The organism is Spirosoma oryzae (assembly GCF_003002825.1).
In the GTDB taxonomy this organism is placed as follows: domain Bacteria; phylum Bacteroidota; class Bacteroidia; order Cytophagales; family Spirosomataceae; genus Spirosoma; species Spirosoma oryzae.
In genome coordinates this window covers 33,837-59,696 of record NZ_PVTE01000030.1, presented here as the reverse complement: position 1 = coordinate 59,696, position 25,860 = coordinate 33,837, and the positions used below count along the sequence as shown (strand labels likewise).

25 protein-coding genes are annotated in these 25,860 nt (G+C 52.0%); 11 read left to right on the top strand and 14 right to left on the bottom strand.

The window, feature by feature from the left end; translation table 11 throughout:
- Positions 1–37: 37 nt before the first annotated feature.
- The 8 genes from porN to sucD form a co-directional block, all read right to left on the bottom strand.
- The gene (porN, locus tag CLV58_RS24075) at positions 38–1,090 is read right to left on the bottom strand and encodes a type IX secretion system ring subunit PorN/GldN (RefSeq protein WP_106140390.1); all 1,053 of its coding nucleotides are present in this window, start codon (positions 1,088–1,090) and stop codon (positions 38–40) included.
- A gap of 66 nt (positions 1,091–1,156) precedes the next feature.
- Complete coding sequence (gene porM / locus CLV58_RS24070; protein WP_106140389.1) at positions 1,157–2,746, bottom strand: type IX secretion system motor protein PorM/GldM; 1,590 nt, start codon at positions 2,744–2,746, stop codon at positions 1,157–1,159.
- A 149-nt stretch (positions 2,747–2,895) separates the two neighbouring features.
- Positions 2,896–3,720, bottom strand: a complete 825-nt coding sequence (porL, locus tag CLV58_RS24065) for a type IX secretion system motor protein PorL/GldL (RefSeq protein WP_106140388.1) — start codon at positions 3,718–3,720, stop codon at positions 2,896–2,898.
- Positions 3,721–3,823: 103 nt separating this feature from the next.
- Complete coding sequence (gene porK / locus CLV58_RS24060; RefSeq protein WP_106140387.1) at positions 3,824–4,963, bottom strand: T9SS ring complex lipoprotein PorK/GldK; 1,140 nt, start codon at positions 4,961–4,963, stop codon at positions 3,824–3,826.
- Positions 4,964–5,217: 254 nt separating this feature from the next.
- A complete protein-coding gene (locus CLV58_RS24055; RefSeq protein ID WP_106140386.1) occupies positions 5,218–6,177 on the bottom strand; it encodes a PorP/SprF family type IX secretion system membrane protein in 960 nt (319 codons plus the stop codon).
- A gap of 230 nt (positions 6,178–6,407) precedes the next feature.
- The gene (locus tag CLV58_RS24050; protein WP_106140385.1) at positions 6,408–7,190 is read right to left on the bottom strand and encodes a uroporphyrinogen-III synthase; all 783 of its coding nucleotides are present in this window, start codon (positions 7,188–7,190) and stop codon (positions 6,408–6,410) included.
- A gap of 98 nt (positions 7,191–7,288) precedes the next feature.
- The gene (locus CLV58_RS24045; RefSeq protein ID WP_245882444.1) at positions 7,289–8,455 is read right to left on the bottom strand and encodes a DUF4271 domain-containing protein; all 1,167 of its coding nucleotides are present in this window, start codon (positions 8,453–8,455) and stop codon (positions 7,289–7,291) included.
- Between the two features lie 79 nt (positions 8,456–8,534).
- The gene (sucD, locus tag CLV58_RS24040) at positions 8,535–9,419 is read right to left on the bottom strand and encodes a succinate--CoA ligase subunit alpha (protein WP_106140383.1); all 885 of its coding nucleotides are present in this window, start codon (positions 9,417–9,419) and stop codon (positions 8,535–8,537) included.
- Positions 9,420–9,579: 160 nt separating this feature from the next.
- Here sucD and CLV58_RS24035 point away from each other — a divergent pair, with 160 nt between their 5' ends.
- Entirely contained in the window at positions 9,580–10,158 is a 579-nt protein-coding gene (locus tag CLV58_RS24035; protein ID WP_106140382.1) for a DUF6962 family protein, read from the top strand.
- A gap of 83 nt (positions 10,159–10,241) precedes the next feature.
- On the top strand, positions 10,242–11,339 hold the full coding sequence (locus CLV58_RS24030) for a DNA topoisomerase IB (RefSeq protein WP_106140381.1): 1,098 nt from the start codon (positions 10,242–10,244) through the stop codon (positions 11,337–11,339).
- On the opposite strand, the gene CLV58_RS24025 is transcribed toward CLV58_RS24030, so the two are convergent.
- The 3 genes from CLV58_RS24025 to CLV58_RS24015 all read right to left on the bottom strand — a co-directional run bounded on the left by CLV58_RS24025 (position 11,336) and on the right by CLV58_RS24015 (position 13,718).
- Entirely contained in the window at positions 11,336–12,034 is a 699-nt protein-coding gene (locus CLV58_RS24025) for a YetF domain-containing protein (protein ID WP_106140380.1), read from the bottom strand. The two genes, CLV58_RS24030 and CLV58_RS24025, sit on opposite strands and share 4 nt — an antisense overlap.
- An 8-nt stretch (positions 12,035–12,042) precedes the next feature.
- Positions 12,043–12,252 carry a DUF2188 domain-containing protein gene (locus CLV58_RS24020; RefSeq protein ID WP_106140379.1) on the bottom strand — a complete coding sequence of 70 codons (210 nt, stop codon included), beginning with the start codon at positions 12,250–12,252 and terminating at the stop codon, positions 12,043–12,045.
- Positions 12,253–12,320: 68 nt separating this feature from the next.
- Entirely contained in the window at positions 12,321–13,718 is a 1,398-nt protein-coding gene (locus CLV58_RS24015; RefSeq protein WP_106140378.1) for a TolC family protein, read from the bottom strand.
- A gap of 106 nt (positions 13,719–13,824) precedes the next feature.
- Between CLV58_RS24015 and CLV58_RS24010 the strand changes: the two genes are divergently transcribed.
- Positions 13,825–15,474 (top strand): amidohydrolase, encoded by a 1,650-nt coding sequence (locus CLV58_RS24010; RefSeq protein ID WP_106140377.1) that lies wholly within the window; start codon positions 13,825–13,827, stop codon positions 15,472–15,474.
- Positions 15,475–15,578: 104 nt separating this feature from the next.
- The gene (locus CLV58_RS24005; RefSeq protein WP_106140376.1) at positions 15,579–17,402 is read left to right on the top strand and encodes a glycosyltransferase family 39 protein; all 1,824 of its coding nucleotides are present in this window, start codon (positions 15,579–15,581) and stop codon (positions 17,400–17,402) included.
- A gap of 52 nt (positions 17,403–17,454) precedes the next feature.
- Here CLV58_RS24005 and CLV58_RS24000 read toward each other — a convergent pair whose 3' ends face one another.
- The 3 genes from CLV58_RS24000 to CLV58_RS23990 form a co-directional block, all read right to left on the bottom strand.
- The gene (locus CLV58_RS24000; RefSeq protein WP_106140375.1) at positions 17,455–18,051 is read right to left on the bottom strand and encodes a YdeI/OmpD-associated family protein; all 597 of its coding nucleotides are present in this window, start codon (positions 18,049–18,051) and stop codon (positions 17,455–17,457) included.
- A gap of 66 nt (positions 18,052–18,117) precedes the next feature.
- A complete protein-coding gene (locus CLV58_RS23995; protein WP_106140397.1) occupies positions 18,118–18,579 on the bottom strand; it encodes a 3-oxoacyl-ACP synthase in 462 nt (153 codons plus the stop codon).
- Between the two features lie 2 nt (positions 18,580–18,581).
- Complete coding sequence (locus CLV58_RS23990) at positions 18,582–20,309, bottom strand: GMC oxidoreductase (RefSeq protein WP_106140374.1); 1,728 nt, start codon at positions 20,307–20,309, stop codon at positions 18,582–18,584.
- 189 nt (positions 20,310–20,498) lie between these two features.
- Between CLV58_RS23990 and CLV58_RS23985 the strand changes: the two genes are divergently transcribed.
- The 7 genes from CLV58_RS23985 to CLV58_RS23950 all read left to right on the top strand — a co-directional run bounded on the left by CLV58_RS23985 (position 20,499) and on the right by CLV58_RS23950 (position 25,800).
- Positions 20,499–20,699, top strand: coding sequence for a DUF4177 domain-containing protein (locus CLV58_RS23985; protein WP_106140373.1), 201 nt, complete (start codon positions 20,499–20,501; stop codon positions 20,697–20,699).
- Entirely contained in the window at positions 20,696–21,022 is a 327-nt protein-coding gene (locus tag CLV58_RS23980) for a nucleotide pyrophosphohydrolase (protein ID WP_106140372.1), read from the top strand. The genes CLV58_RS23985 and CLV58_RS23980 overlap by 4 nt, the downstream gene beginning before the upstream one ends.
- A gap of 570 nt (positions 21,023–21,592) precedes the next feature.
- Positions 21,593–22,057 carry a DUF4279 domain-containing protein gene (locus tag CLV58_RS29255; protein ID WP_106140371.1) on the top strand — a complete coding sequence of 155 codons (465 nt, stop codon included), beginning with the start codon at positions 21,593–21,595 and terminating at the stop codon, positions 22,055–22,057.
- Between the two features lie 166 nt (positions 22,058–22,223).
- Complete coding sequence (locus CLV58_RS23970) at positions 22,224–22,883, top strand: hypothetical protein (protein ID WP_106140370.1); 660 nt, start codon at positions 22,224–22,226, stop codon at positions 22,881–22,883.
- 143 nt (positions 22,884–23,026) lie between these two features.
- The gene (locus tag CLV58_RS23965; protein WP_106140369.1) at positions 23,027–23,593 is read left to right on the top strand and encodes a hypothetical protein; all 567 of its coding nucleotides are present in this window, start codon (positions 23,027–23,029) and stop codon (positions 23,591–23,593) included.
- A 150-nt stretch (positions 23,594–23,743) separates the two neighbouring features.
- On the top strand, positions 23,744–24,415 hold the full coding sequence (locus CLV58_RS23960; RefSeq protein ID WP_106140368.1) for a hypothetical protein: 672 nt from the start codon (positions 23,744–23,746) through the stop codon (positions 24,413–24,415).
- A gap of 752 nt (positions 24,416–25,167) precedes the next feature.
- Positions 25,168–25,800, top strand: coding sequence for a hypothetical protein (locus CLV58_RS23950; RefSeq protein ID WP_106140366.1), 633 nt, complete (start codon positions 25,168–25,170; stop codon positions 25,798–25,800).
- Positions 25,801–25,860 lie beyond the last annotated feature (60 nt).

Genomic DNA, 25,860 nt, shown 5'->3' with positions numbered 1-25,860 from the left:
GGTCTCTCGACTCGCCTTTCTCCATGCATGTAACTTCTTAGTACTCCCAAAGACCGTGTTCGGTTTCCATCAGTTCGTACTCTGTTTGGTACGACTTCATCAGCCCTTCCTTGTCGCCGTACATACCGACCAGATCAGCATCGCCAGGGTTGGCAACTTTCGTGATCCGACCGTAGAACAGGCGAAGGTCGAACGCATCAGCCAGATTTTTGTGCTGAGCCTGGTTCTGTGGGTTATACCAGATAAACTTCTTCGGGTCCGAACGGAACAGCTTGTCCAGATCTTTGTATTTGAACGTTGCCAATGGCGTTTCTACACCAGCTGCATTTTTGTCAGACGGCAGGAAGATTGTTACCGTTTGAATGTCGTAGTACAGACGCGAACGCTTCCGGTCGAAGATCCAGTCTTCCTTGATCTCCATGACATTGAATTCCTTGGCGAAATACTCGTCGCCCATAAAGACTGGAGCAGCTTTAGCGACGGTATCAGGCTTTGGCGCTTCAACAACGGGCGCTGCCTTGCCTTTGCCTTTTTTGCCTTTTGCAACCGACGATTTTTTCTTTACTGGTGCTCCCCAGCCATCATCAGCCGGTTGGGCTTTGGCGGCAGCCGACGATTTAGGCGTTCCCCAGCCATCATCAGCTGGTTTTGCGGTCGTCTTGTTGTCTTTCTTTTTTGTATCGCCCCAGCCGTCTGAATTACCGTTGGTGGTTTCGTTACCGAAGCCAGCCGCGATCTCTTCCGCCGACAATTGAGGTTGTGAGTTCGGCATGATCATCCGCTTCTGGAATTTATCCATCGTCAGCTTGGTCGCTACCGAATCATTCTCATACGCATCGATCAAACCAGCTTTTACCGCTTCGATCAGGTACTTTGATATTTCGTTATTCTTCGAGAACATCGACTGATTCTGCTTCTCTTTGAGGTCGATCCGACGCCAAAGAGTTTTCTTCATCATGATGTCATTATCGTTGACAGGCCGAACCGATAGCGGGTTTGTCCCGGTGCTCGACTTCTCCTGTGCCATCGCCACGCCACCGGCGACCGCCAGCATTGCAGCGGTCACAGCCATCGTTTTCAATTGTTTCATGTTGACCTTTTGTGTTGCGTCTGTTGCTCGCGGTTATAACGCCAAACACGCGCGCTTTAGTGTCAATTAGTACAGGGATACGTTTTGCAGCGGATTGCCAATCGAAACTTCGCTGATGTCGCCTTTAAAGTTCCGACGCTGTACACCGTCAACAGTGATTGCCAGACGATCACCAGGCTGAATATCAGCCGCAAGCGCCCCTAACGAACCACCACCTGGACCCAGGTTCACCTGACCGATTTTGCGTGTACCACGGGCCAGAATAACGGTGATACCCGTCACCCGGAAATTGGCGTCATCTGGCGAGTAGTTGCGGAAGCTTTCATCAGCAACGGCGTTCACCCGTACACTACGCGCCTGACCGGCGGGTACACCACGGGGATCACCGACTTTCGTACCGCCAACGTAGAACTCAAGCGTTGGTTTTGGAACCCGGTTTACCCGGAAGCGCTCCGTACCCAGCAGGCTACCCGAGTTGCTGATATTAAGCGCTACCTGTGCTGAACTTGGTACGACAGTAATCTTACCTTTTTCACCCGATTGGATAACCTGCGCGCCATCAGCTGAGAAACTTGGGTTCCAGAGGGCACCGAGTTGCGGGCTTTGAATGCTCAGCTTGTTTGCACAACCGAGGTACAGCGGAGGCATCGTTCCGGTTTCTACCTGATACGAAGGTTTCGCCACGAAATATTCGGCCGAGAGTGGTACCGTTTTCAGGCCATTGGCCGTCTGGTACGAGATCGCACCCGTCAGTGTCCGGCGGGCCAGACCGTTCTTGTCATACGAACCGCCTTGTGCTGTAAACTCGATAATTCCCTGTCCGTCCTGCATCCGAACGGGAGCGCCGTTCAGGCTCATGCGTGGCTGAATACCCGACGACGAAGCAGCCAGAAACATCTGTCCTTTGAACTTCGTACCGGCAACTACGACTTTCGAATCCATGCTCAGCATGGCCAGAATCTTGTCGAACTTAACATCCTGCGCACCGACTTTGCTGGCCAGTACGTCGAGTACTTCGCCTTCAATCCGGCGAACGTCCGTCTGCCGCTGACTCAATACCGCCAGAGCAGCTGGTACCGGGGTCTGGGCGAAGTTCAGTTCACCGAAGTCTTTCGTCCGTTGTTCAGGCGAACGGCTGGAGATGGGATCATCCTTGCCGTCGAGCGCCAGCGATGGGTATTTCGCATTCGAATACTTCGACAGACCGGCCGTGTAATCGTCGAGTTGCTTTTTCAGTTTGTATGCCTCTCCGTTGTGGTTGGGACCAACCATCATCTGCGCGACTTTCTCTTCTTCGCTCAGGTTCCGGATATTACCGGCTTCGTCGGTACCACCGCCCGCTTCGTTAACGATCCGTTCTTTCAGCGCATCCATCTGCGCGATTACATCGGCTGTTTGCTTACGAACTTCCTCAGCCTGTTTAACAATGGCGAGATCGGTAGCGCGGTTACCGGATTTCTCAACAGTAGCGCGGATGTTATCAACAGTTGACTGGTTGACTTTGCTGGCCGCAGCGGTTGACTGCTCCAGGCTGTTATTTAACAAGACGAACTTATCCAGAATGGCCGAGGTGACCTGAAGGGCCAACAGCGCGGTCAGTACCAGATACATCATCCCGATCATCTTCTGACGGGGTGTCTCTTTTGTGCCTGCCATGAATTGTAGCTAGGTTATACTATTTTGGAGTTGTGGAATTGTGCAGTTGCCGAGTTATAGAGACGCAGCGTTGTAAAGTTGCCATCCGGCAGCGCACGTAACGCGCCAGCAACTTTACAACCCTACGACTCCCTAACTTTCCAACTCATTTACATGGCTTGGCTACCGCGCATAGCCGTCAGCATGCTGCCGTAGACATTGTTCAGCGATGCCAGGTTACCCGTCAGTTTCGCCATTTCACCTTTGAATTGCTGCGCATCCCGGCTTGCATCGGCCATGTTCTCCATAGCACTCGTCATGCTACCGTAGAAGGCGTTCATCGCTTTCAGGTGCTTATTTGTATCCTGCAACTCCAGTTCGTATACCGCGTTCAGGGCACCCATATTTTTCGTAACACGCTGGAACTGGTCGCGGTAATCTTTAGCGTCGGTCGTGGCGTCGGCCATCGAGTTCATCGCCGTGATTGCTGTCCCGTACGACTTGTTCATCTCGCTGATCGAGCTAGATGCCGATTTCACATTACGGGCGTAATCATTGGTAGCCACTGTCGCGTCCGTCAAGTCAGACAGTTTCGATACCGTATCGTTCAGGCTGCGGAAACCCGTTCCTAAGCGCTCGAATACGTCGGGCGTAACTTTGGCCTGGGCCAGCATCTGATCCATGTTGCCAGTCAGACCGTTGGTTTGTGGGGCGGGCTTGCGGGCTTCACCTTTGTAGTCGTCGGCCAATTCGGGGTAAACACGCTCCCAGGCATAACCCGATGCGTCCGAAGCGACGGGAAACAGAAAGCTTTGCAAGGCGTACAAACCAAAGATCACAGCCTCTGTAATCAGACCGGCTGTCAGCAGCCAGCCTAACGACGAGATGTGCTGAATTTTGGCCATTGCTCCAAGTACCACAACGGCGGCACCGGCGCTATAAATAGTTGGTACTAAACGATCCCAGAAGAAATTGGTGGACTTTGCAGATGCCATGGTAACGGTTTATTGAGTTGTTTATCTTTTGTCTGATACTCAAACGCTGAACGACAGATGGTTCGTGTGCTATCTGCCGTTCAGCGCTATGTGCTTTTTCTGCTTATGCTTTCGTCTGCTTAGACGCCTTTTTGCTACTCTTGCTCGACCGGCTGCCACTTGCCCGGCCACCACGTGCCGATGCCGTACGGCCTTCAAGGTTATCCATTACGCAACGGAATCCGATATACGAGCGCTTCTGATCTTCGTACTCGTAGGAACGCGTACCCGTTTCCAGATAATACGCAATATCTTTCCAGGAACCACCCCGGACTACTTTGCGTGGCTCGTCGGCGTTTTGGTTGTCGGGGTTCATATCCCACACCACTGCATTCGAGTTATCAGCGTAGGCGTCACGGCACCATTCGGCGACGTTACCAGCCATGTTGTACAGGTTGTAATCGTTTGGGTTGTAGGCGTTTGCCGGTGCCGTGTACGGATAACCATCGGCGTCGAAGTTACCGCGCTGTGGTTTGAAATTGGCCAGGTAGCAACCTTTACCGTTGGCTACGTATGGGTTACCCCAAGGGTATTTAGCACCGTTTTTACCGCCACGGGCGGCCCACTCCCACTCTGCTTCCGAGGGAAGCCGGAAACGGGGCGAACTGAATTGGCCTTCTTTCGCCTGATGATCGTTCAGCAGGTTGGTGCGCCACTGACTGAAGTGCTGCGCTGCTTTCCAGCTCACACCCACTACCGGGTACGTGTCAAAGGCAGGGTGCGAGAAGTAGTATTCCAGCATCGGATCGCCGTTGTGGTACGTAAAGTCGTTTTTCCATACCGTTGTATCCGGATAATACTTGGCCATGATTTCCTCCTCGCCTAACGTCGACACGGAGTCAGCCAACAATGCATTCACATATTGCCGGTACTTATGATTCGATATTTCTGCGTCGTCCATATAGAACGAACTGATCGTTACCTGACGGTTCATGTTGATCTGGGTCGCAGCCACATCTTCGTCGGCCTGCCCCATAATGAACGATCCCGATGGGACCAGTACCATGCCGTAGGGCGTATTCTGGCGATAGCCTTTACGTGCAGTAGCTGTTATCTCACCATTGGTGACGCCTACTTCGCCCCCTTTGCCACCCTTGCCGCCAAACTTTGATTTGACGAAGCCACAACTCTGCATAACCAGAATCACGGCCACTACCATCACCCCCCGGGTTGCGTTGACTGTAAAGCTGCTGTACTTGTTCATTTATCGGTTATCTTTTACCTTGCTGTGCGAGACCAGTCTAAAAACGAAAATCCGTTTGGTTATTGTATGCTGCCGTACGAATGCCCATTATTTCTTTAATGTGGCTTAAGTAAATTGTAAGTGACGCCACTACGACACTGACAGCCCGGTCATCCTCAAAAATACGTCGCTAACGGCATTCTGCCTAACAACAATATTGCCAAACTGTTGGGATACTCCGCTACTACGCCTGTACAATCCTGTTATATAATGGATTAATACCGGAAACGGGGCGTTCGTACGATCGGCTTTTTACGAGCGTCCGGCGCTGGCAGTGCATACCCCAGAATGAGTTCATGCGATGTCAGACTCCGGGCTTGCGTACTTACCAGTACCAAATCCAGTGAATAGCCAAATCGAGCCCGACCGAAGTTGATCCCCCCAGTAAACAGAGCGGACTCCTGGAGCCGGTACCCTACCCCCGCCCAGAACCGATTCGCGTATGTACCGACGACGTTCAGCGTAGCCTGTGAGTCACGGATACCGCCCAGGGTACTGTACTGAATCAGAATAGATGGCTGAATATCGATATCGTAGCCAACGCCCAGCCGGTAACCCGCCGTCAGGTAAGCATTCGGGTTTAAAGGCAGCGTAGACGTAGCCGTACCAAGGGTATACTCTGCCCGATTGAGGTGGTTCATACTTACCCCTACCCAGTAATCGGTCGTGTTATAATACACACCGGCAGCAAAGTCAGGACGCGCCTGCGTTACACGGCCGGACGGCACAAGTGGATCGGGTACTTCCGGTCGAAACAGGCCGAAGTCAAATCCTTTATTAAACAACCCGGCCTGGATACCCAGTGCCAGTGTTCCACTTTTCAAGGGCAAACGGTACGCATACGACGCCTGTACCGACTGGTTGATGTTCGGACCAGCTTTGTCATTCAATACATAAATACCGATTCCGCTCTTGATTCCGGCCAGGGGCATGTTGAATGACAGCACCTGTGAATTTTGAACGGCCTCATCATTACTCCCGATTGATTGATAACCGAGGTACTGCGTACGCTGTGTCAGTTGAATCCGTGATACGCCTTCCGACCCAGCTGCGGCCGGGTTGTAGTATAGCGGATTGTACATGTACATACTCAACTGCGGTTCCTGCTGCGCCAGCGTCGGGCCGGCCCCGGCGAGTAGTAACAGAAAAGTAAGGCGGTAAACTGTGCGAATCATAGACTGTTCAGGCAAATCAGGTCAGGCGGGGCCGGCACTCGACCGAAACCCTTAGTAATCAGAATACTCAGTTACGACTTCGGTTGTTGCGCGCTAAAGACCGTTGCAGTATACAAATAAACGCCCGGGACACCACTTTATTGAGCCAAAAACAACGGCAGACGGACAGAAAATGAGTTACTGAACCCATATCCTATCCGTCTGCCGGCTAAACATAGTGTAAGCGGTTATCAGCCGTTTACTTTCTTGATGTACAGCTCCAGCGCGCCGGTCATCGACGGCGCATTGGGTAGTGGTGCTTCTATATCGAGGTGCAGACCGGCGTCGACGATGGCTTTCGCCGTCGTGGGGCCGAAGGCGGCCAGACGTGTACCGTTTTGTTCGAAGTTAGGGAAGTTGGCCAACAGCGACGCAATACCGGATGGGCTGAAAAACGCGATGATGTCGAACTGATGAATATCGATATCCGACAGATCGGTAGCGACGGTTTCGTAGATAACTGCTTCGGTGAAATGCAGCCCGCTGGTATCCATGAATTCGGGAATATCGTTTCGCCGGATATTGGAGCACGGGAACAGAAACTTCTCGTTCTTGTGCTTTTTGATCAGATCGAACAACTCAGCGGCCGTTTTGGTACCGGTGAATATTTTCCGTTTCCGGATGACGATGTACTTCTGTAGGTAGTTGGCTGTCTGCTCCGAGATGCAGAAATACTTCATGTCGGCTGGCACTTCAACCCGCCCTTCCTGGCACAGGCGGAAAAAGTGATCGATGGCATTACGGCTGGTGAAAATAACGGCCGTATGATCCAGAATATTAACTTTTTGCTTGCGAAAGTCCTTATACGAGATGCCCTGTATCTGAATAAACGGGCGGAATTCGACCTGAATATTGTATTTAGAGGCTAGATCAAAGTAAGGAGACTTTTCGTCTGCAGGTCGCGATTGAGATACTAGCAACCGGTTAACTTTCGTCTCTCGATTTTGGGTTTGTGCGGTATTGGTCTCGTTCATTGAGTCTGGTACGCTCGGTTCGTCAAATGGCTGTCTTCGCGCCGTCGGAGCAAGTCCTTTACGTTTGTCATGACAGCGCGATTACTGCTGCCGGCTCATCAGAGAATGAAGCGCAATCCGATGATGAGCGGTATCAGTTCGACGATGCAAAGGTACGAAAATAAATAAAGATTCTTGATAGACTCACTCGCCCGGATCACCACATAGAGCAAGGCTACCCGTGCTGTATAAAAGCCGATTAGGGGAAACAGCAGCGCGTTTTCCGACCAAACCGTTTGATCAATATTATAGGATATGACCAGCAGTACCAGCGTCATCGACGTGAAGAACAGCAGCGACGACTGAAGTATCTTAAAGAAATGGACATTAGCGATTTCGTGGAGTTTGTACAGCCCACTAATCACGTCAATCAAGGCATATTTACCGATCAGCGCCCCGAATGCCAGCACCGTCAGTACTACGTATTCTGTGCCGACACCGCCCCACTGCGTCAGGTTAGGCAATAACAAGCGGGCCGAAAAAACGTCGACACGGTGGCTCTGGGCGAGCATAATCAGGTAGCTCGTGAGCAAACTCAGCCCCAGCGTAAACAGCAGATTCACACTGCTTAGTGGCCTGCCGATCAGAAATGACTCCTCCTGCGCCCGAACGGACAGCAGATCACGCGGGCTGAAAAACCGTTCGAACGCCCGGTTGTGAAACGAAAACAGAAACGCGAAGAACGCCAGTATGATCAGTAGGCCTACACCCAGCAGGTTGGTGTAGACCGATACAGGTCGGGGCCGCACACTGAGATTGTCGTCGCGCAGTACGATGGTTTTCTGCGCAGCCGAACGCGGATAGGCAATGTACAGCTGCTTACCCGCAACACCCGGTGACCCGTATACGGTTAGAAAAATTTCGGGACGGCGGTAGGCTCGGAACAGACTGTCGATGTCGAGTATCAGCCATGTACCAGCTCGTAAATTACGCCGAAGTGCGGCATTGATGAAGAGGTAGCCATCGTCTTTCGTAGTCAGCAACAGCTTGTAATGCCGGTTACTTTCCAAATCGACATAAGCACTGAGTGCCGTTTGCGTGGCATGGAGTTCAGGAATGTAAGGAACGTACGCCTGCGTAGCGGCATCGAACACCTGAAAATCGTCCTGAAACGAGTGAACCGGATAATATTGTCCGCCCGGTCCGATCCCTTCGTTGCGGGGCTGGGCAGTGGTAGAATGAGTGAATGAAAGAATGAGTGAATGCGTGAATAGGACAAAAAGCAAAAGATCGAATCGCCGAAAAATGGCCCGTTCTTTTGCGTTGTGTCGTAATCGCTCATTCACCCATTCACTCATTCACGCATTAATTTTTGCCTAGTGCCTTCAGCATCGTGTCGCCGATGAGAGCGGGGGATTCAACAACGTGAATACCGCACTCGCGCATGATGGCCATTTTAGCCGCGGCAGTATCGTCAGCGCCACCGACAATTGCACCGGCGTGGCCCATCCGACGACCTTTCGGCGCTGTCTGCCCGGCGATAAAGCCAACGACCGGCTTGCGGTTACCGTCGGCTTTGATCCAGCGGGCGGCTTCGGCTTCCATGCCCCCACCGATTTCGCCGATCATGACGATGGCTTCGGTTTCCGGATCGTTCATCAGCAGTTCAACGGCCTGTTTGGTCGTCGTACCGATGATTGGGTCACCCCCGATACCGATAGCGGTGCTTTGGCCCAGACCTGCTTTCGTCAGCTGATCGACCGCTTCGTAGGTCAGCGTACCTGACTTGGAAACGATACCAATCGTACCTTTCTTGAAAATGAAGCCGGGCATGATACCCACCTTGCATTCTTCAGCGGTCATTACGCCGGGGCAGTTCGGGCCGATCAGTTTTACGTCTTTATTGATGTCAGACAGGTAGTGCTTCACCGCAACCATGTCTGCGGTTGGAATACCTTCCGTAATGCAGATAATGACTTTGATGCCTGCATCAGCGGCTTCCATGATGGCGTCGGCGGCAAACGCGGGTGGAACAAAAATGATCGACGTATCCGCACTCGCTTCTTCAACGGCCTGACGGACCGTGTTGAAAACAGGGCGATCGAGGTGGGTTTGGCCACCTTTACCGGGCGTTACGCCACCAACCACGTTGGTACCGTATTCGATCATCTGCTGGGCGTGAAAGCTGCCTTCCGAACCAGTGAAACCCTGGACGATTACTTTGGAGTCTTTGTTAACTAAAACACTCATGACTGGTTATTAAATCGTTGGCGATGCAGTTAGGGCCGGCGACATACCCTGTCATAATCCTGCGTAGCCAGCCAGAAAATAAGCATGGCGACGATTCCTGACAGCGTAGTCGTCTCCGAAAAAGTTGGGCAAAAGTAGCCGAATCTTGCTAAATTTCGTGATGATTTTTTCGCACATCCTCTCCAGTTCGATACTGGCTGGTACTGGCTTCGGCGTGTTCTGGCGCTTTTTTCAGCAGGTACCCTTCTTCAATCGGCTGCTGTGGGGATTCTTCTTCCTGACAGTTTCGCTGGGGGCTGTCATCGGCGTCTTTCATTACACGGGCTCGGAATCACTCGAACCGCTGCATCGCTCGATGCGCATACTGGCAGATAGTCTGGGCATTTTCTGCGCCGTCGTCGCTACCTGGGGGCTACTCAACCGGATCACCTATAGTCAGCGCGGTTTTCTGCTGACGGTTGTTCCAGGCGTTGCCCTATTCGTCGTACTGCTGTTACCCGAAGTACAGGTGTTTACGCCGATCGTCCCCTCGCTGGGTATTCTTCTGCTGATGCTGATAGCAGTGCATGCGCTGTTGCAACGCAACAAACGAGGGCTCTGGGTTGTGCTGGCAGCCATGATGATGGGGCTGGCCACAAAAGCGCCCGCCTTCACCAACGTCATGAGCCCAATCGATTTCGATCACTACGCCAACGCCCTGGCCCTCTGGTTTTTTGGCAAGTCAGCCCAGCCCCGGTAACCGGTCGGTCAATGCCCTGAGCGCAGCGCAAACCATATCGGTGTACAATCGGTTTCCAAACCATCCTATTGCGACACAACGTTATGAACACGGCTCAACTCATGCACGATCCGGTACAAACGGCCAAGGCGGCCAGGCTTTTGTACGTCAGCGATACAATTCCAGGCATTAACCGTAGAAAGGCGGGCGACCATTTCACGTATACCGACGCCAAAGGTGAACCCATCGACGATGAAGATACGCTACGTCGTATTCGGAGTATGGCGCTTCCCCCCGCCTGGGAACGGGTCTGGATCAGCCCGAAATCAAACAGTCATTTACAGGCTACTGGCATCGATACGAAGAATCGGAAGCAGTATCGATACCACACAGCCTGGAACGCCATTCGCAGCGAAACAAAGTTTTTCCGAATGACATCCTTTGGCGAAGCACTGCCTAAACTTAGGGCTCGTCTGGCGAAAGATCTGAAACAGCGCACGTTGAATCGAGACAAAGTGATTGCCATCGCGCTCAGCGTAATGGAACAGACGCTGATTCGCGTCGGTAACGCAGCTTACGAAAAAGAGTACGGATCGTACGGGCTGACGACGTTAAAAGACCGGCACGTCAAAGCCGACGGCGGTGAGGTCCGGTTCAGTTTCAAGGGTAAGAAGGGCATCTTTCACGACATCACGCTGCACGACCCACGCCTGGCGAAGCTGGTGAAAGACTGTCGCGACATTCCCGGCAAAGAACTGTTTCAATACTTCGACGCGGAGGGCAACCGGCATCCCATCGACTCCGGGATGGTCAATGACTATTTGCAGGAAACGATGGGCGACGAATTCTCAGCCAAGGATTTCCGTACCTGGGCGGGTACCGTCAACGCGTTGCGCCTGCTGGTCGAGCTGGAGCCTTGTGAGAGCGAGAAAGAACTGAAGAAAAATGTCAACACAATTCTTGATGAGGTATCGCACAAGCTCGGCAACACCCGCACGGTTTGCCGGAAGCACTACGTCCACCCGCAAATTCTGGAAGCCTACGAATGCCGTGATCTGAACCCGTACATCAAGAATAAAGGCCGCTATCGGCAGACGAGCCCTAACGGACTCGATGGTGTGGAGAAACTACTGCTGAAGTTTCTGAATGATCAGGTAAAGCGCACCGTCAAGAAAGCGGCCCGAACAAAAGCAGTAGCCTAAGTATCCCGCACGGTCATACACCACTTGGTTTGCCCACAGTGTCGACAGACAGGCGCGTCGACGGGTTGGTCGAAACGCTCGACGTGACCGCAGGTATAACAGGCATACGTACCGGGCGTGGTAAGTCGCTCGGTACGCGCATCCAGCAGTCTGGGCATGATTGACAGACCATCGAGCACGGCCCCCTCTTTGAACGGAAAGACGCTGATCTGCCCGTTTGGTTCGAGAATCGTTGTCTGGACCTGTCCCAACTGCCGGATGCCCTGTACGCGCAAGTCAGCAAACAGTTCCTCGCGGGTAATGTCTTCGCTTTTCAGATTATCGATCAGCACACGCCCGTCTTCGACAATGTAAACGGGTGTTCCTTCCAGCACGTTTCGTACTTTTCCGTAATGATCGCTGATGTACGTAACCAGTTTATAGCAGGCCATCATGACTACGAAGACGACTACGGCACTGCTCAATGGCACGTCGTCGTAGAACATCGGATCGCCAGCCGCTGAGCCCAGCCCGATGACCAGCACCAGTTCGTAAATCGATAGCTGCCGGACTTCGCGCTTACCCGAAACGGTGAGCGCCGTCAGCAGAATGATAAACATAAACACCGTACGGAAAGCAACTTCCCCCAGAAACGTCCAGGGTAGTTCCTTGATCAGAATACGGTGCCAGTCGAAAACCTCAATAGGCTGCTGCATAGTCGGCCTTATGAACGGTTTTCCGGTGCGTTATCCTTTCTGACTTTTATGCTGCGCTTGAGTGCCCATTCTTCCGCGCGGGCGGTGGCGATAGCAATCGCTTTGGCATCGTCGTTTCCTTCGGCCAGCAACGCATTGGCAATGTCGATGGCCTTATTGCGAACCGGGGCCATGAAGTATTTCAGCGAGTCGGGATAGTCCGTTCGAGTGTAGGGCATGATCGAGAACCAGTTGGTTACTACTACTAACCAACTAATTCACCGTGTGTTTTCCGTCGCGCGGTGGACTACTGAACCAGCGCCTGCGAAATGGTACTGCTAAGCCGTAACAATTCGATTTCGGCGGCTTTGGCGTTGAATTCGGCGTCGATCAGCCGGGTTTGCGCGTCGATCAGCGTACGCTGCACATCGCGAAATTCGACGAAAGTCGAGTTACCGATCCGGTAGCGGTCGTACGCAATATCGACGTTCTGATTGGCCAATTGATTGTTCAGCACTTCCAGATTCAACAGTTTCAGACTATTGCGGTACAACTGGTACGTTTGCGTCAGGGCCGTTTGTAATTGCAGCCGCTGATTACTTTCCTGATCGCGGGCAATAAGCGTGTTCACCTTCGCATTCTGGATCTGCCGCTTCAGGTTAAAGCCGTTGAAAATGGGAATGGTAGCCGTCAGCAAATACGTCACCGCGCTTGTCCGCCCGGTGCGAATACCGAAGCCGCCCTGGTTATCAACAAACTGGTAGTTATAGCCTGTCTGCGCGGTCACCAACGGCAGTTGCTGAGCGTTCGCCAGTCGAATGCCGATGTCCGCGATCGTTCGGTTCAGCACCGCCGTGGCCAGCAAGGGGTTGTTACCAGCCATTGATTCCTCCAGTGCCTGAAACTGGAGATTCGTATTGACCAGAATCGTATCCCGAATCGCAAATTCCGTCTGCGGGTCGCGCACGAGCAGCGTATTCAGCGTAACCTTGGCATCACGGAGAAACTGCTCCTGCTGAATGACGGCGGCACTGTCGGCATTATAATCGACCTGAGCACTCAGAAAATCGACTTTCGAGCGCGTGCCCACCTCATACGTTGCCCGTGCCAGGTCGAGCCGTTCGCGGGATACGTCGAGCGCCTGACTAAAGGCAATCAGCCGCTGTAGCTGCCGGATTACGTCGTAATAGGTCGTCGCGACACTGGCTAATGTCGCTTCGGCATTGGCGCGGGTCGTTACGCTGGCCAGATTCAGCAACTGCTGCAACTGACTGTATGTAGCAGATCGGGCATACCCGTTGAACACGGTGTAGTTGAGGTTGACGCCCAGGTTTGTCGTGCGGTTGAAGATACCATTGACTTGCTGCGGGGGCCGTAACCCATCGAGATAGGTCTGGTAAAAGCTTTGCAGTCCACCGTTGGAGTTCAGGTTACCCGTCAGACTGGGCAGATAGCCGGCGTTGCCCCGCGTAAAATTGTTACGGGCAATCTGCTCCTGCGACCGGTTGATGCGAATCTGGTAGTTCGTTTCAATTGCCTGACTGGCTGCCTGCGCCAGCGTAATCGGATCGCCGATTTGCGGAATTGTCGCTACCGTAAAGGCCCGCTGACGGGCGCGTTGAACAGCATTGTCAGCATTGGTAATTTTTTGAGCAACGAGTGCGGTGGGGAGGAGTAGGAGAAAAACGCAACTGCCGAGTTTCATTGACGGAGAGTTAAAACTAGCTTTAACCTCAAAAATACGAGATTATCAGATTGCCGGGCGGTTTATTGCTTTCGCGTATCTTGCCTTTTTTACCCGTCAACACAGCATGAAACACGTTGTCGCTCGCTTTCTACCCCTCTGCGCCTATTGGCTGCTAGCCTGTAGCAGTCAAAAATCGGCGGATCTGCTCGTCACCAACGCCCACGTTTATACCGCCGATTCGGCATTTTCGACGGCCGATGCCTTCGTCGTGAACGACGGCACGTTTCTGGCCGTGGGAAAAGCCGACGAGCTTCGGAAACAATACGACGCCGACAGCACAGTCGATCTGGGCGGAGCCCCCGTCTATCCGGGCTTCTACGACCCGCACAGCCACTTTCTGGGCCTGGGACAAGTACTCGATCAGGCCGACCTGGTCGGGGCCGATTCGTACGACGACGTGATTGCCCGGCTCAAAAACTTCTATAAGCAACATCCGCAGGTGCTATGGCTTACGGGGCGCGGCTGGGATCAGAATGACTGGGCAGACAAGCAATTCCCCACCAAAGAAAAACTGGATGCCGCTTTCCCGAACATACCCGTTGCGCTGATGCGGGTCGATGGGCACGCGTTGCTGGTCAACTCGAAAGCGTTACGGCTGGCACAGATTACCGCCGGTTCGCGGCTGGCCGGTGGTGAAGTAGTGTTACAGAATGGGCAACCGTCCGGCGTGCTGGTCGACAATGCCATGCAGCTGGTTCGGCGGGTACTCCCCCAGCCTACCCTCGCCGACAAAGCCCGGATGCTGAAAGCTGCCGAGCGCGTTTGCGTAGCGCTGGGTCTGACCACGATTTCCGACGCGGGCATCAGCCCCGCTGAAATCGACCTGATCGACAGTCTGCATAAAGCGGGGCAGTTGAAAATTCGGGACTACGCCATGGTCAGCCTGGGCGAGCCGAATCTAAACCTGTATCTCAAAAAAGGCCCGTTCCAAACCGACCGACTGACGGTGAAGTCGTTTAAACTGTATGCCGATGGTGCGCTGGGATCGCGCGGAGCCTGCCTGCGAAAACCCTATACCGATCGGCCACAAACGGGCGGCTTTCTGTTGTTGGCCCCCGATGAACTGGCACGCGTAACGGCCCTGCTGTATAAATCCGGCTTTCAGGCCAACACTCACTGCATCGGCGACTCGGCCAACCACCTGATGCTCGACCTGTACGGCAAGTTGTTGAAAGGCAAAAACGACCGTCGCTGGCGCATCGAGCACGCGCAGGTCGTTTCGCCGGAAGACGTGGCCAAGTTTGGCCGGTACGCCATCATCCCCTCCGTTCAGCCTACCCACGCGACCTCTGATATGTACTGGGCCGCCGACCGGCTTGGCCCCATCCGTGTGAAAGGGGCTTATGCGTTCAACGACCTGATGAAGCAGATGGGGGTCATCGCGTTCGGCAGCGACTTCCCAGTCGAAGCGCCCAACCCGCTCTTTGGTTTTCACGCAGCCGTGGCCCGACAGGATGCCAAGAATTTCCCGGCTGCCGGTTACCAGATGGAGAATGCCGTCGATCGCCGGTCTGCTTTACTGGCAATGACCCGCTGGGCAGCTTATGCCTGTTTTGAAGAGCAGTTGCGTGGCAGCATTGCCCCCGGCAAACAAGCGGATTTCGTCGTGCTTGACCGTGACATTATGACCGTTCCCAACGAACAGCTGCGCGGTACGCAAGTCCGGCAGACGTGGATTAATGGCGAAAAAGTTTTTGGTTCTGGTCAGAACTAGCCCGTACCTAGCCGTAGCCTAGTTAATCCCGGCAGGTTCCCGGTCACTTTATGATAAGGGGGGAAATAGCCTTATTTTGCGCGCTGTTTCTTCGCTGACCACTCATGTTTACTGCTATACCCACTCACGATGACCAGGCAACACCACTCTCCAGTCGGTCTCGTAAGTCCAGGATACCGTCATCTATTATCCTGCTGGTACTCATCGCGCTGGCGTTTGGCCTGCGCGTCTATAAGTCAGGCGTTCACGGTATTTATCTGGATGAGAAGTTAACGCTGGTCTGCACGCAGGGCGTTGTGTATGAAGGGTCCAATCAGCACGACGTATTTTTCACACCCGGTAAGACTTACTTTACGCCGGCCGAGTTTTGGAAGCCCAAAACGCTGAACGATTACAACGAAGCCATCATCCGGAGTGACATCAGCAATAGCCCCGCTTACACGGCTATGTTGTCGGCTTGGATCGACGTATTTGGCATCAGTGATTTTTCGATTCGCTTCCCATCCGTCCTGTTCAGCACCCTCATCGTACTGCTGATTTACGGGCTGGTCAGGCGCTACATGCAGTCGGAATCCATTGCGCTATTGTGCGCGTTTCTGGCAGCAATCGAGCCGTTTTTTATTGCCTACAGCCACATGGCCCGCAGCTACTGCACGACCATTTTCATGTCGCTGCTGGCTACCTATCTCTTCCTACGCATCCTTGACCGGCGGTCAGAAGGCAAACAACCCATCGGTTTGTACATCGGCTACGGGCTGACTTTTGCCTTGACCATGCTAGGTCATTATCTGGGGGCGCTGGTTTTTTTCTGTCATGGCCTGTACATGCTCCTTTACGTCCGCGACTGGCGTACGTATGCCGGGCTGGGCGTCACCGGTGTCACCGCCTTCGTCGCTATCCTACCCTGGTTTATCGTCGGTGGGGGCAAGTACATATTCATGACGATGGCGTACCAGGCTCAGTTTTACAAGCATCTGGCCGACACGAACCCGACTAACAACGGGTTTGGGCTTATTCTACCCGCCACGCTGATCAACGTATTCCGCCGAATGGAACTGATCGTGGCTGACCTGTTCATGCTGTCCAACGGCGTAACTGGCGGGGCGCTTGGTTTTCGTAATCTGGTCATTGCAACGGCACTGGGGCTACTCGCAACTGGCCTGGTCTATCGGTTCAGCCGACAGGAAACGACACCCTTGTGGGTGAAAGTAGCGCTCCCGCTGTTGCTGGTTGTGGCCTATTTTGTTTCCCCTATTCACTCGCTACGACTCATCGTGGCCGCTGCCTTGCCGCTTCTGCTGTTCATGGCCTACCGGGCGATTAAATCGTTCGATCAGTCGTCCATACATCGTTTTGTGGTATTGATGGGCTTGCTGACAATCGTCCCTACGCTGTTTATCGTCGTTATGGCGTTTCGCAATGGGCACACCTACGGCATCACCCAGCGCTACACCAGTTTCTCGTTTCCGTATGCCATTGTGCTGGTGGGTATAACCATCTGGCAAGTTTTCCACGAGCCGGCTTACATACGCTGGACACTGAGTGCCGTCTTACTGATTCAGCTTGGATACATAGCTAAACTACTGGATCAGATTTATGAAGACCATGCCCCCAAATACACGTATTTCGGTCGGTATCGTGAAAGCAATCCGTACATGCGGGCTGCTGAACAGATCAATCGGTTGTACATGCCCGGTGATACGATACTCTACCCATCGCCCCGCAACACGCCCCGCGACGAGGTAGAGAAAACATTCTCGAACTACTCTGTCGCCGACGCCCAGCTTACTAACCTGTACCTGCCTCACAAGGCGACCTACATACAGCGCATGGACACGACACAAACTGACCGTATTCTGCTGAAGAAAGGTAACACAGGCCGTCTTATCACCCTATTCGATTTCGAGGGGACTACGTACCGGTACTAGCTCGTAAACGGCTGTTGTCCGGTCGTTTCGGCAATGACCGGGCAACAGCCGTTCACAGCTTCTTTTTCGTTGGCTGTAGTAACCTGGGCTTACGACGCTGATCGGTACAGTCAATCAGTTCGGCAATTCGTTTCTGCCGCGTTTCGCTACGCTTTGCCGCCGAAATCCAGATCAGAATCGCTCGCTTATCCGAACGGCACAGGTTCGTGAAGAAATCACTGGCAACGGGCCGTTTGGCGAGTTCGGACGCCAGGTCGGGCGGAATAATCTGTGCTTCGGCTTCGTCCAGTAGTTCCCACGAACCGTTTTCTTTAGCTCGTTCAACGCTGGCAATACCAGCCGGCATCATCAAGCCGGCATGGGTTAGCCGCACAAGACGCTCTTTGTTGACTTTCGACCAGCCACTTTTGGCTTTGCGCGGACAGAAAAACTGCATGAACGTATCGGCATCGACGGGTTTGGCCGTACTATCAATCCAGCCAAAACACAGGGCTTCCTCCACCGCTTCGTCGTAGGTTATGCCCGGCAAGCCTGACTTTTTCTTTGCATACAGCAACCAGACAGACGGCTGCTTATCGTGGTGTTCCGCCAGCCAGTCGCGCCATTGCTGACGATTTTTTGGGAAGAACGTGTTGGTTTCCGGCTTCATCCAAATGCTCGTTATTAGGTGGCGTTCTTTCCTACCAGTAACCCACAATTTTATCAGCCCCTGCTGCTACTCCACAGTCAGCAGGCGGTATGGCTGGCGGTTGAAGGTCACGACATCCCCGATTCGTTTACCGACCAGCAGGGCTGCAATCGGCGACGCCGGCGACACGGCGAAGTAATCGACACCAGCATGGGTCAGCTTACCGGCGCTGATGCTGATGAAGAAACGGCCCCGGTCGGTACTGACCAGGCTACCCGGCTGCACCGTCTCGTACGCTTTATCGATGTTGATTCGGGCCAGTTCCTGCTGTAGCTTCAGTGCTTCGGCTAGCAGCTGCGCATGGCGGTCCCGTTCGATCTGCGCCATTGCCCGGCCAGTTTCATATTTATCACCCGCACTACTTTTCGACTCTTCGTTGGCCGACGCCTGTGCCGCTTCCATGGCCTGCCGGGCCGTATCGATGCGTTGTTGTACGTAGGTCTGGCAAGCGGTAAGCAGGGCCTGCCGGATAGGTTGTTCGGACTGTATACTCACAGATTTTTCTTTTTCAGTTCACTCACAGCGTAACGTGCGGCACGGGCCGTGAGCGCCATGAATGTGATCGACGGGTTTTGAGTTCCGGTCGAAGTCATTGCCGCCCCATCCGTGACAAACACGTTTTTCACGCTGTGTAATTGATTGTGTGCATTGAGCAGCGATGTTTTCGGATCGCGGCCCATGCGCGCCCCCCCCATCTCGTGAATGTCGAGACCGGGGTTGCGGTGATCGTCGTAGGGTCGGATATTACGGCAACCCGATTTCTCCAGCATCTCGCTACCCTGGGTCAGAAAATCGCGCATCGACTCCAGATCGTTATTGTCGTAATCAATCGACGTGACCAGTTGAGGAATACCCCAGGTATCCTTTTTATCGGTGCTGAGCCGGACGTGGTTTTCTTTTTTAGGAATCGTTTCGCCCTGCATCATCATCGACACATGCCATGCGCCGGGATCACTCAGGTCATCTTTGAAAGCTGCTCCGAACCCTTCCTGACTAGTGCCCCGCTGCCAGCCGCCCCGCGCTGCACTGAAGGCCACCATGTAGCCGCGCAGAAACCGGGATGCCGGGCCGCTCGTTTCCTGCCGACTCACGTTGCGGAAGTTGGGCATAAAGGCCGAAGTCGGTCGGCGGCCGTAGTAGTAGCCGTCAGGAAAGCCGGCAAAATCGGCGACGATATTACCCCGGTAGTTATGAAAAGCAACGTATTGGCCCAGTACACCGCTGTCGTTACCCAATCCGGTCGGGAATCGGCGAGACGTTGAGTTGAGCAGAATCAGGTTGGTATTCAGACAGGCTGCATTGACAAAGATAATCTTGGCGAAATACTCGGTCATCTGCTTCGTATGGGCATCGACGACGCGTACGCCCGTCGCCCGTTGTGTCGTATCGTCGTAAATGATCGAGTGAACGACCGAATCCGGGCGCAATGTCAGCTTACCGGTTTTTGCCGCCCACGGCAGTGTGCTGGAATTGCTGCTGAAATAACCACCATACGGACAGCCCCGATAGCACAGATGCCGCGCCTGACACTGTGCCCGCCCTTGATCATAATGGATCTGCTTCGGCTCGGTTAGGTGCGCACAACGACCAACGATGACGTACCTATCTTTATAATGCTGCGCCACCCGCTGCTGAATCTGTTTCTCGACGCAGTTCAGTTCCCACGGTTTCAGAAACTCGCCGTCAGGAAGCGTCTCCAGCCCGTCGCGATTACCACTGATACCCACAAATTTTTCGACATGGCTATACCAGGGCGCGATGTCGTCGTACCGAATCGGCCAGTCGACAGCAGCACCATCACGGGCGTTGGCTTCGAAATCGAACCGACTCCAGCGCTGCGTCTGTCGCGCCCAGATCAGCGATTTCCCCCCTACCTGATACCCCCGAATCCAGTCGAACGGCTTTTCCTGCACGTATGGATGCTCGGCGTCTTTCACGAAGAACTGCTGCGTGGCTTCATCCAGTGCGTAGCATTTCGTGGCGACCGGGTTCTCCCGATCAAACGCTTCCGGCATACGGTTGCGGTGGGCAAAATCCCACGGATTGAGCGTTGCGGTAGGGTAATCGGTGATGTGGCGTACGTCGCGCCCGCGTTCCAGCACCAGCGTCCGCAAACCTTGCTCACAAAGTTCTTTGGCCGCCCAGCCCCCGCTTATGCCCGAACCAATCACAATGGCATCGTAGGTCTGGTTTGCTGTTGCATCGCCGGTTATCGTCATCGTGTGCAGTTTTTGGTGTCCTGTTTCGGTTGTCGCAATAGACAAATATATCGAAAACGAACCGGTCAGCCGTAAAACCAGCCAGTTGTAGCGGACTGATTGTTCATTTTACGGCGATAGACGATGTTGCATCGCTACCTTAGGTAACCGCGCTGACTACCAAAATAAATCAACCAGACAAACTATACCATGAAACGATTCGAGTACCGCACCCTTGATGTATCCGCCAACCGTGGCTTCTGGGGTGGCAAAGTAGACATACAGGAACTGACCGACGAGCTGAACCGACTGGGCCGGGAAGGTTGGGAGATTGCATCGTCAGTCGACCTGAACTGGGGGAACGGTTCATCGCGCAACGTGCTTATCATGCTGAAACGAGAACTATCATGACACTGGACGACGCCCAACGCACCGTCGACGACTGGATCAAAACCGTCGGCGTTCGGTATTTCAACGAACTGACTAATATGGCCATGCTGACCGAAGAGGTTGGCGAGGTAGCCCGCATCATCGCCCGACGTTACGGCGAGCAGTCGGAAAAGGAGTCCGACAAGGCCAAAGACCTCGGCGACGAGATGGCCGACGTTCTCTGGGTCTTGCTCTGCCTCGCCAATCAGACGGGTATCAACCTGACCGATGCGTTCCAGCGTAACCTCGACAAAAAAAACAGCCGCGACGCCACCCGCCACCTGAACAACGAGAAGCTAAAGTAAATGCGTAGCCTGCCGGTTGCGTATCCTGGATCGGGTGGGCGCACCAGCGACCAAAAAACTGCCGATATGGGCAACTGCTCCCTAAACATTATGCAGCTTGGGCGTTATGTACGCTGGCTCTCTGCATCCGGGTATCTGTCAGGGTGGTTGTTTATAGCGGCAGCATTTGGGGCTGTGTTGTGCTCATTTATAGTTGGCAGACAATCAGCGGATGGGAGTTACTAATGGACGGCGGTGATAATTACTGACAGACTACACCACTGCACCGGCAACTTGGTGGTCCGGGAATCGGCAAGCCACCTTTTGCACGTATGTGGCCGAAGCGAAAATGCGATGTACTACGAGTTCATCAGATTCACTGATACACGAACTGAATTGTCCCAAAAATGGAAAGCAACAGTTTTACAAACTCAACTACGCTCTATTTTTCTAGACGTTGATATGTGAGACGGCAATTTGATACTGGGTAAGCCACAGCAAAAGGTATAATTAGAAGTTTAGGGATCTCCTCAGGAAATGGGCATTTGGCATACACTAAATTCGTAAACTTGCCTGCTACCAACGCCATCTATGTTGGGCCCATCCATCATGAGCTTATACAATGTCAAATGCCAGTACCTGATTGAATCAGACTCGCTATCAGTGGAGGATATTTCTACCATTTTGGGGCTCACGGCGGACCATGCCTTTAACAAAGGGGATCTTTACACGTCCAGGAGCCCATACAATCCCTACCCAAACGAAACCGACCAACGCACAAATACCCGTTGGTCGGTTTCCACAAACCAACTTAGTCAGCACACCCCCAACCTCCACCCCCACCTTGACCAGTTTGATAAACTCTTTCGTGGAAAAATAGACCGGCTCCAAATGCTTAAACTCAAGCACCAATGTAGTCGAACGATATGGGTCTGGGTTGAAACCAATGAGCCGCTTTCGGTTGCCTATTACTCGGCCCGGGAACTGGCATTTATCCTGTCAATTGCTGATGAGTTAGTCAGTCAATCAAAGGTGACGATGACTAGCCTCGATTGAACGACGACTCACGAGAACAATGAGTTCTTGACTGAAGCGTTTCTGTCGCCATAACTATCCTGTAACGCCCGTAGTCTACACGCATTGGTAGAAATATGGTAATTCACGTAAACTGGCCTACGCGCGGCCCGGATTCATGTACATAAACACCAGTCTGCCGTTTTGAATGAAATTAGTAAATGGGTACCAAAGTCTAATATGGGAAGTGCCGCTGACCAGCCAGCTCGGCTATGCCTATGTGCAGACCATCAATCCTAATGAGTTAGGGCACGTATCGCCTTCCTTTTTAGTGAAAATTCTCGATTATCGTTCCGACTTACCAATAAAGAAATTTGATCCTGCTTTTTTCGGACAACTTGACCTGCTGACTAGTCACTTGTTAGCCATGGGTACGCCACCGCAACGCACAGGCGACATCCGCTGGAAACCTTTAGGCTACTTGCCCCTGACTGCCTTTGACTATGTACTGCCTGAATCGAAGGGGTATATTCATGAATCCGACGAGCCGTTTTCCTATGAAGTTGTTTCTCAGGATGCAACCTGGCGGGTATTCTGGGGCGGTGCCTTGTCAGACTATTATCCGGCGTACGCTACCTACGAACAAGTTAAGCATCTGGGTTGGCTAACCCATTTCAACATAGCCTTTCTTCACCATCGGATCACGATGGAGTGGATGCGTAAGCTTGGGTTGGCTTACCAAGAATACCAAACCAACCAGTGGGATGCCGAGTTTTTGATGACCCAAAAGTACCAAATCAAGACAACCGTTTTGTTTTCAGCCGTACCCCCCGCCATCCGTGGCAAAGCCATTGAGACTTTTCTATAGGCAGTAGCCATACCAGTTCATAGTAATTTTAGGCTACCACTGCGTATTTGCATGAGTAGCGTATCATTGACGATCGCTTCGGCGATCAGCCGGGGAGATGGCGGAAAAAGAAGCGTACTCACCTGATGATTCTTTGACGAAACGTGAATGACGAATTTACACTCAAGAAAATAGACGGTTCGGTCTGGATCAACGGCCGCGCCTATCCGATTCCCGTCGAGTTTGACTTTACACCGTCAGCATTTGCGGATCGTACCACCGTCCGCCTGGCTCCCTTCGATTCGAAACCACTGCTGGACAACAGTAACACCAACGATTTTGGGGCACACCTGAATCTATCTTTTTATACCACAGGTCCTACCGCATCTATACGCAAGCAGCGTTTTATCGAACGCTTGGGCGAACTGTGGGGGTTATACCGATATGACATTTCCCGGCACCCTGATCTGACCGGGAGCTTCGGCTACGATATACGGTTTGAAAGTCGCTCGTATCAAAAATTCGACTACGGCCAGCTACGCGTGAGGTCATACGACACCAGGGTACTCCTGGCAGAAAGTCAGGATGGTGATCCGCGTTGCAAAACACTAGTTTGTTTGGGCCATAAAGATGGCGATATGAGAGGGCCCAGCTCAGGTATTGTTTACGGAATGGCTCATATAGAGGCTGATCAGACCATATACAATTTATTTCGGCAGAAGGCGATTTAATGCCTCAACTCTACACCCTGTACGTTTACGGCGAATTGGAATGTTGTATTTTTATGAACGCATCAGTCAACGAAGAATCCTGGTATTTGGTCTGTCAATAGGAGCGGGTAAACCCGTTCATGTTACCGATACAACCCGTAAATATTGATAATGGAACGATTAAGCATCAACGAGCAGGAAACCATTGTGCTGGACCTACTTAATCCTTATTTCCAAGATTTCGGTTTTAAAAGACAATTGCACCAAGGCATGAGTAGCTGTTTTATCGCTAAAACTGACTTTGGCGTAGCCTTTGTTATGTTTCATTTTATCAGTGCAGGACAAACTTGTTTTAGTCTCGGCCTATCTTATGCTGACATTGAAAAATTTATGGTCAGTATAGGCAACCCACAGGTTGATTTTTCTAATAGAATTCTTAATGATGACTACTCTGGTTGTACCGTGTACGACTCGCAGCAAACGGTGAGTTACGAACACAGTAAACAGTCAACATCGACCACTAAAGGGGCCGAGCGATTTGCGCAAATTGTCATCGATTATATGGAAACGCGTGGTTGGGCTTTTCTTGAGCGATATAGCCGATTACCTAATATACTGAATGAACTAAATACACTTCACGCAACGGGTCAATACTGGCGTAAGCTGTTGGGCGGACAAGCTGACCATTTCCTGCGAGGTTTACGAATTGCTAACTTGTGCAACGATCCACAAATACTGGCAAAAGTAACTTACGTAGATAATATCTTTTATGATCCCCAGTATAATCTACACAACTGGCTTCCTTATTATGAAAAATTCAAAAAGGAGAATAACTTTATCTAGTGTTATTAGCCCGTCCAGGCTAATAACACTAGATAAAGTTATTGATTATACGTTTGTTGACTTACTCATTATCCAATGAATTAGATGGGTAGTAATATAGGTATCATAATCAGAGCAAATTTACTTTTTATTGTTGCGATCGTACTATGTACTTTTTTGCCAGTTATCCTTATAGGATTGGGCTCGATTGTAATTGAAAACTACGCCAGCTTCTTAACTTTCTGCCAGAACTCAGTCAGCGTTATACTAATTTTACTATACACATTGCCAATCTGGGCTGGCATGGGCATACTTAGCTTTCTAATAGATTTATTTCTCATTCCGCTGCAACTACGTTTTAATCGGTTTATGGCCACGGAATGGTTTATTTTGATGCTTGTTCCTATCTGGCCCCTGGTTGATAATTTTAGCCTTGAGTTTCCTAGCCGATGGGTTGGCTACATTTACTTTATCCTAATCGCATTTCCCGTTCTTTATCTAAAAAATAGATACCTAATCAAAAGAGGTGTGATTACCGATTATGTTGCCTAGAAGCACCTTTATCAACTACCTATAAAAATACGATGTCCTGTTGGGCTGAATAAAATAGATTTCAATTATAGGTATCACTACTTTTTCGAACACAATATGAACCTTCATTCTCTACATGGCAACAGGCAAGTCCGGCCGTTTTATGAGGAGAATTTTAGTAAGCTCAACTGCATTTTTTCCTTACTTCTCCAATTAGGGTGCTATTATCATTAACTCGTTGCATGAAATTCATTTTTAAACATTGGGAATACACTGTTATCTCGGGTTTCGCTATTTATTATCTGGTCTGGTTAGTCAATGCACAAATTAAAGATGCCAGAATCCCTAAAAACAAAGAAGTCGTGGCCATGCCACCGCCTGAAATTTTGGTCAATAAGGAGGTGAATTTGACCCAGCCAGGAAGCTATCCCTACGCCAGCCGAACAGACTCCTACGGCATCAACCACATTGATCGCTCCGATAGTAGCGCTATTATGACCCTGATTGCGGATCATTTCTGCCGGTCTGTCGATACGATTGCGCTCGAAAAATACGAGCTGTATACGGCCAATTACTATGCCTACGGTGCCGACTTTAATAACAGCTTATACCACTTCCACAACCCGGAGAGCCCACTTCACTATGAAGCCGCCGGACCAGAAGCGTTTGTCTGTCAGATCACATATGTGGGTGGGCAGCTGGATTCAATAAGGTGGTACCCTGATGGCCAGGAAGACAAGTATATCATGACGGCCAGAGATAGCGATTGGCGGTTAGCGGGCATGCCCTATCGACCGATTACGCCAGTTCTGGAAGCGCTATTCGGGCAATGCAAAACCAAGTCTGGCAGAAAATTGAGACGACGAGTGCAGTAAATCGATACAGTCGCAGCTAGTAAGTACACTTGATCTAGTCAATCACCACCATTACCGTGT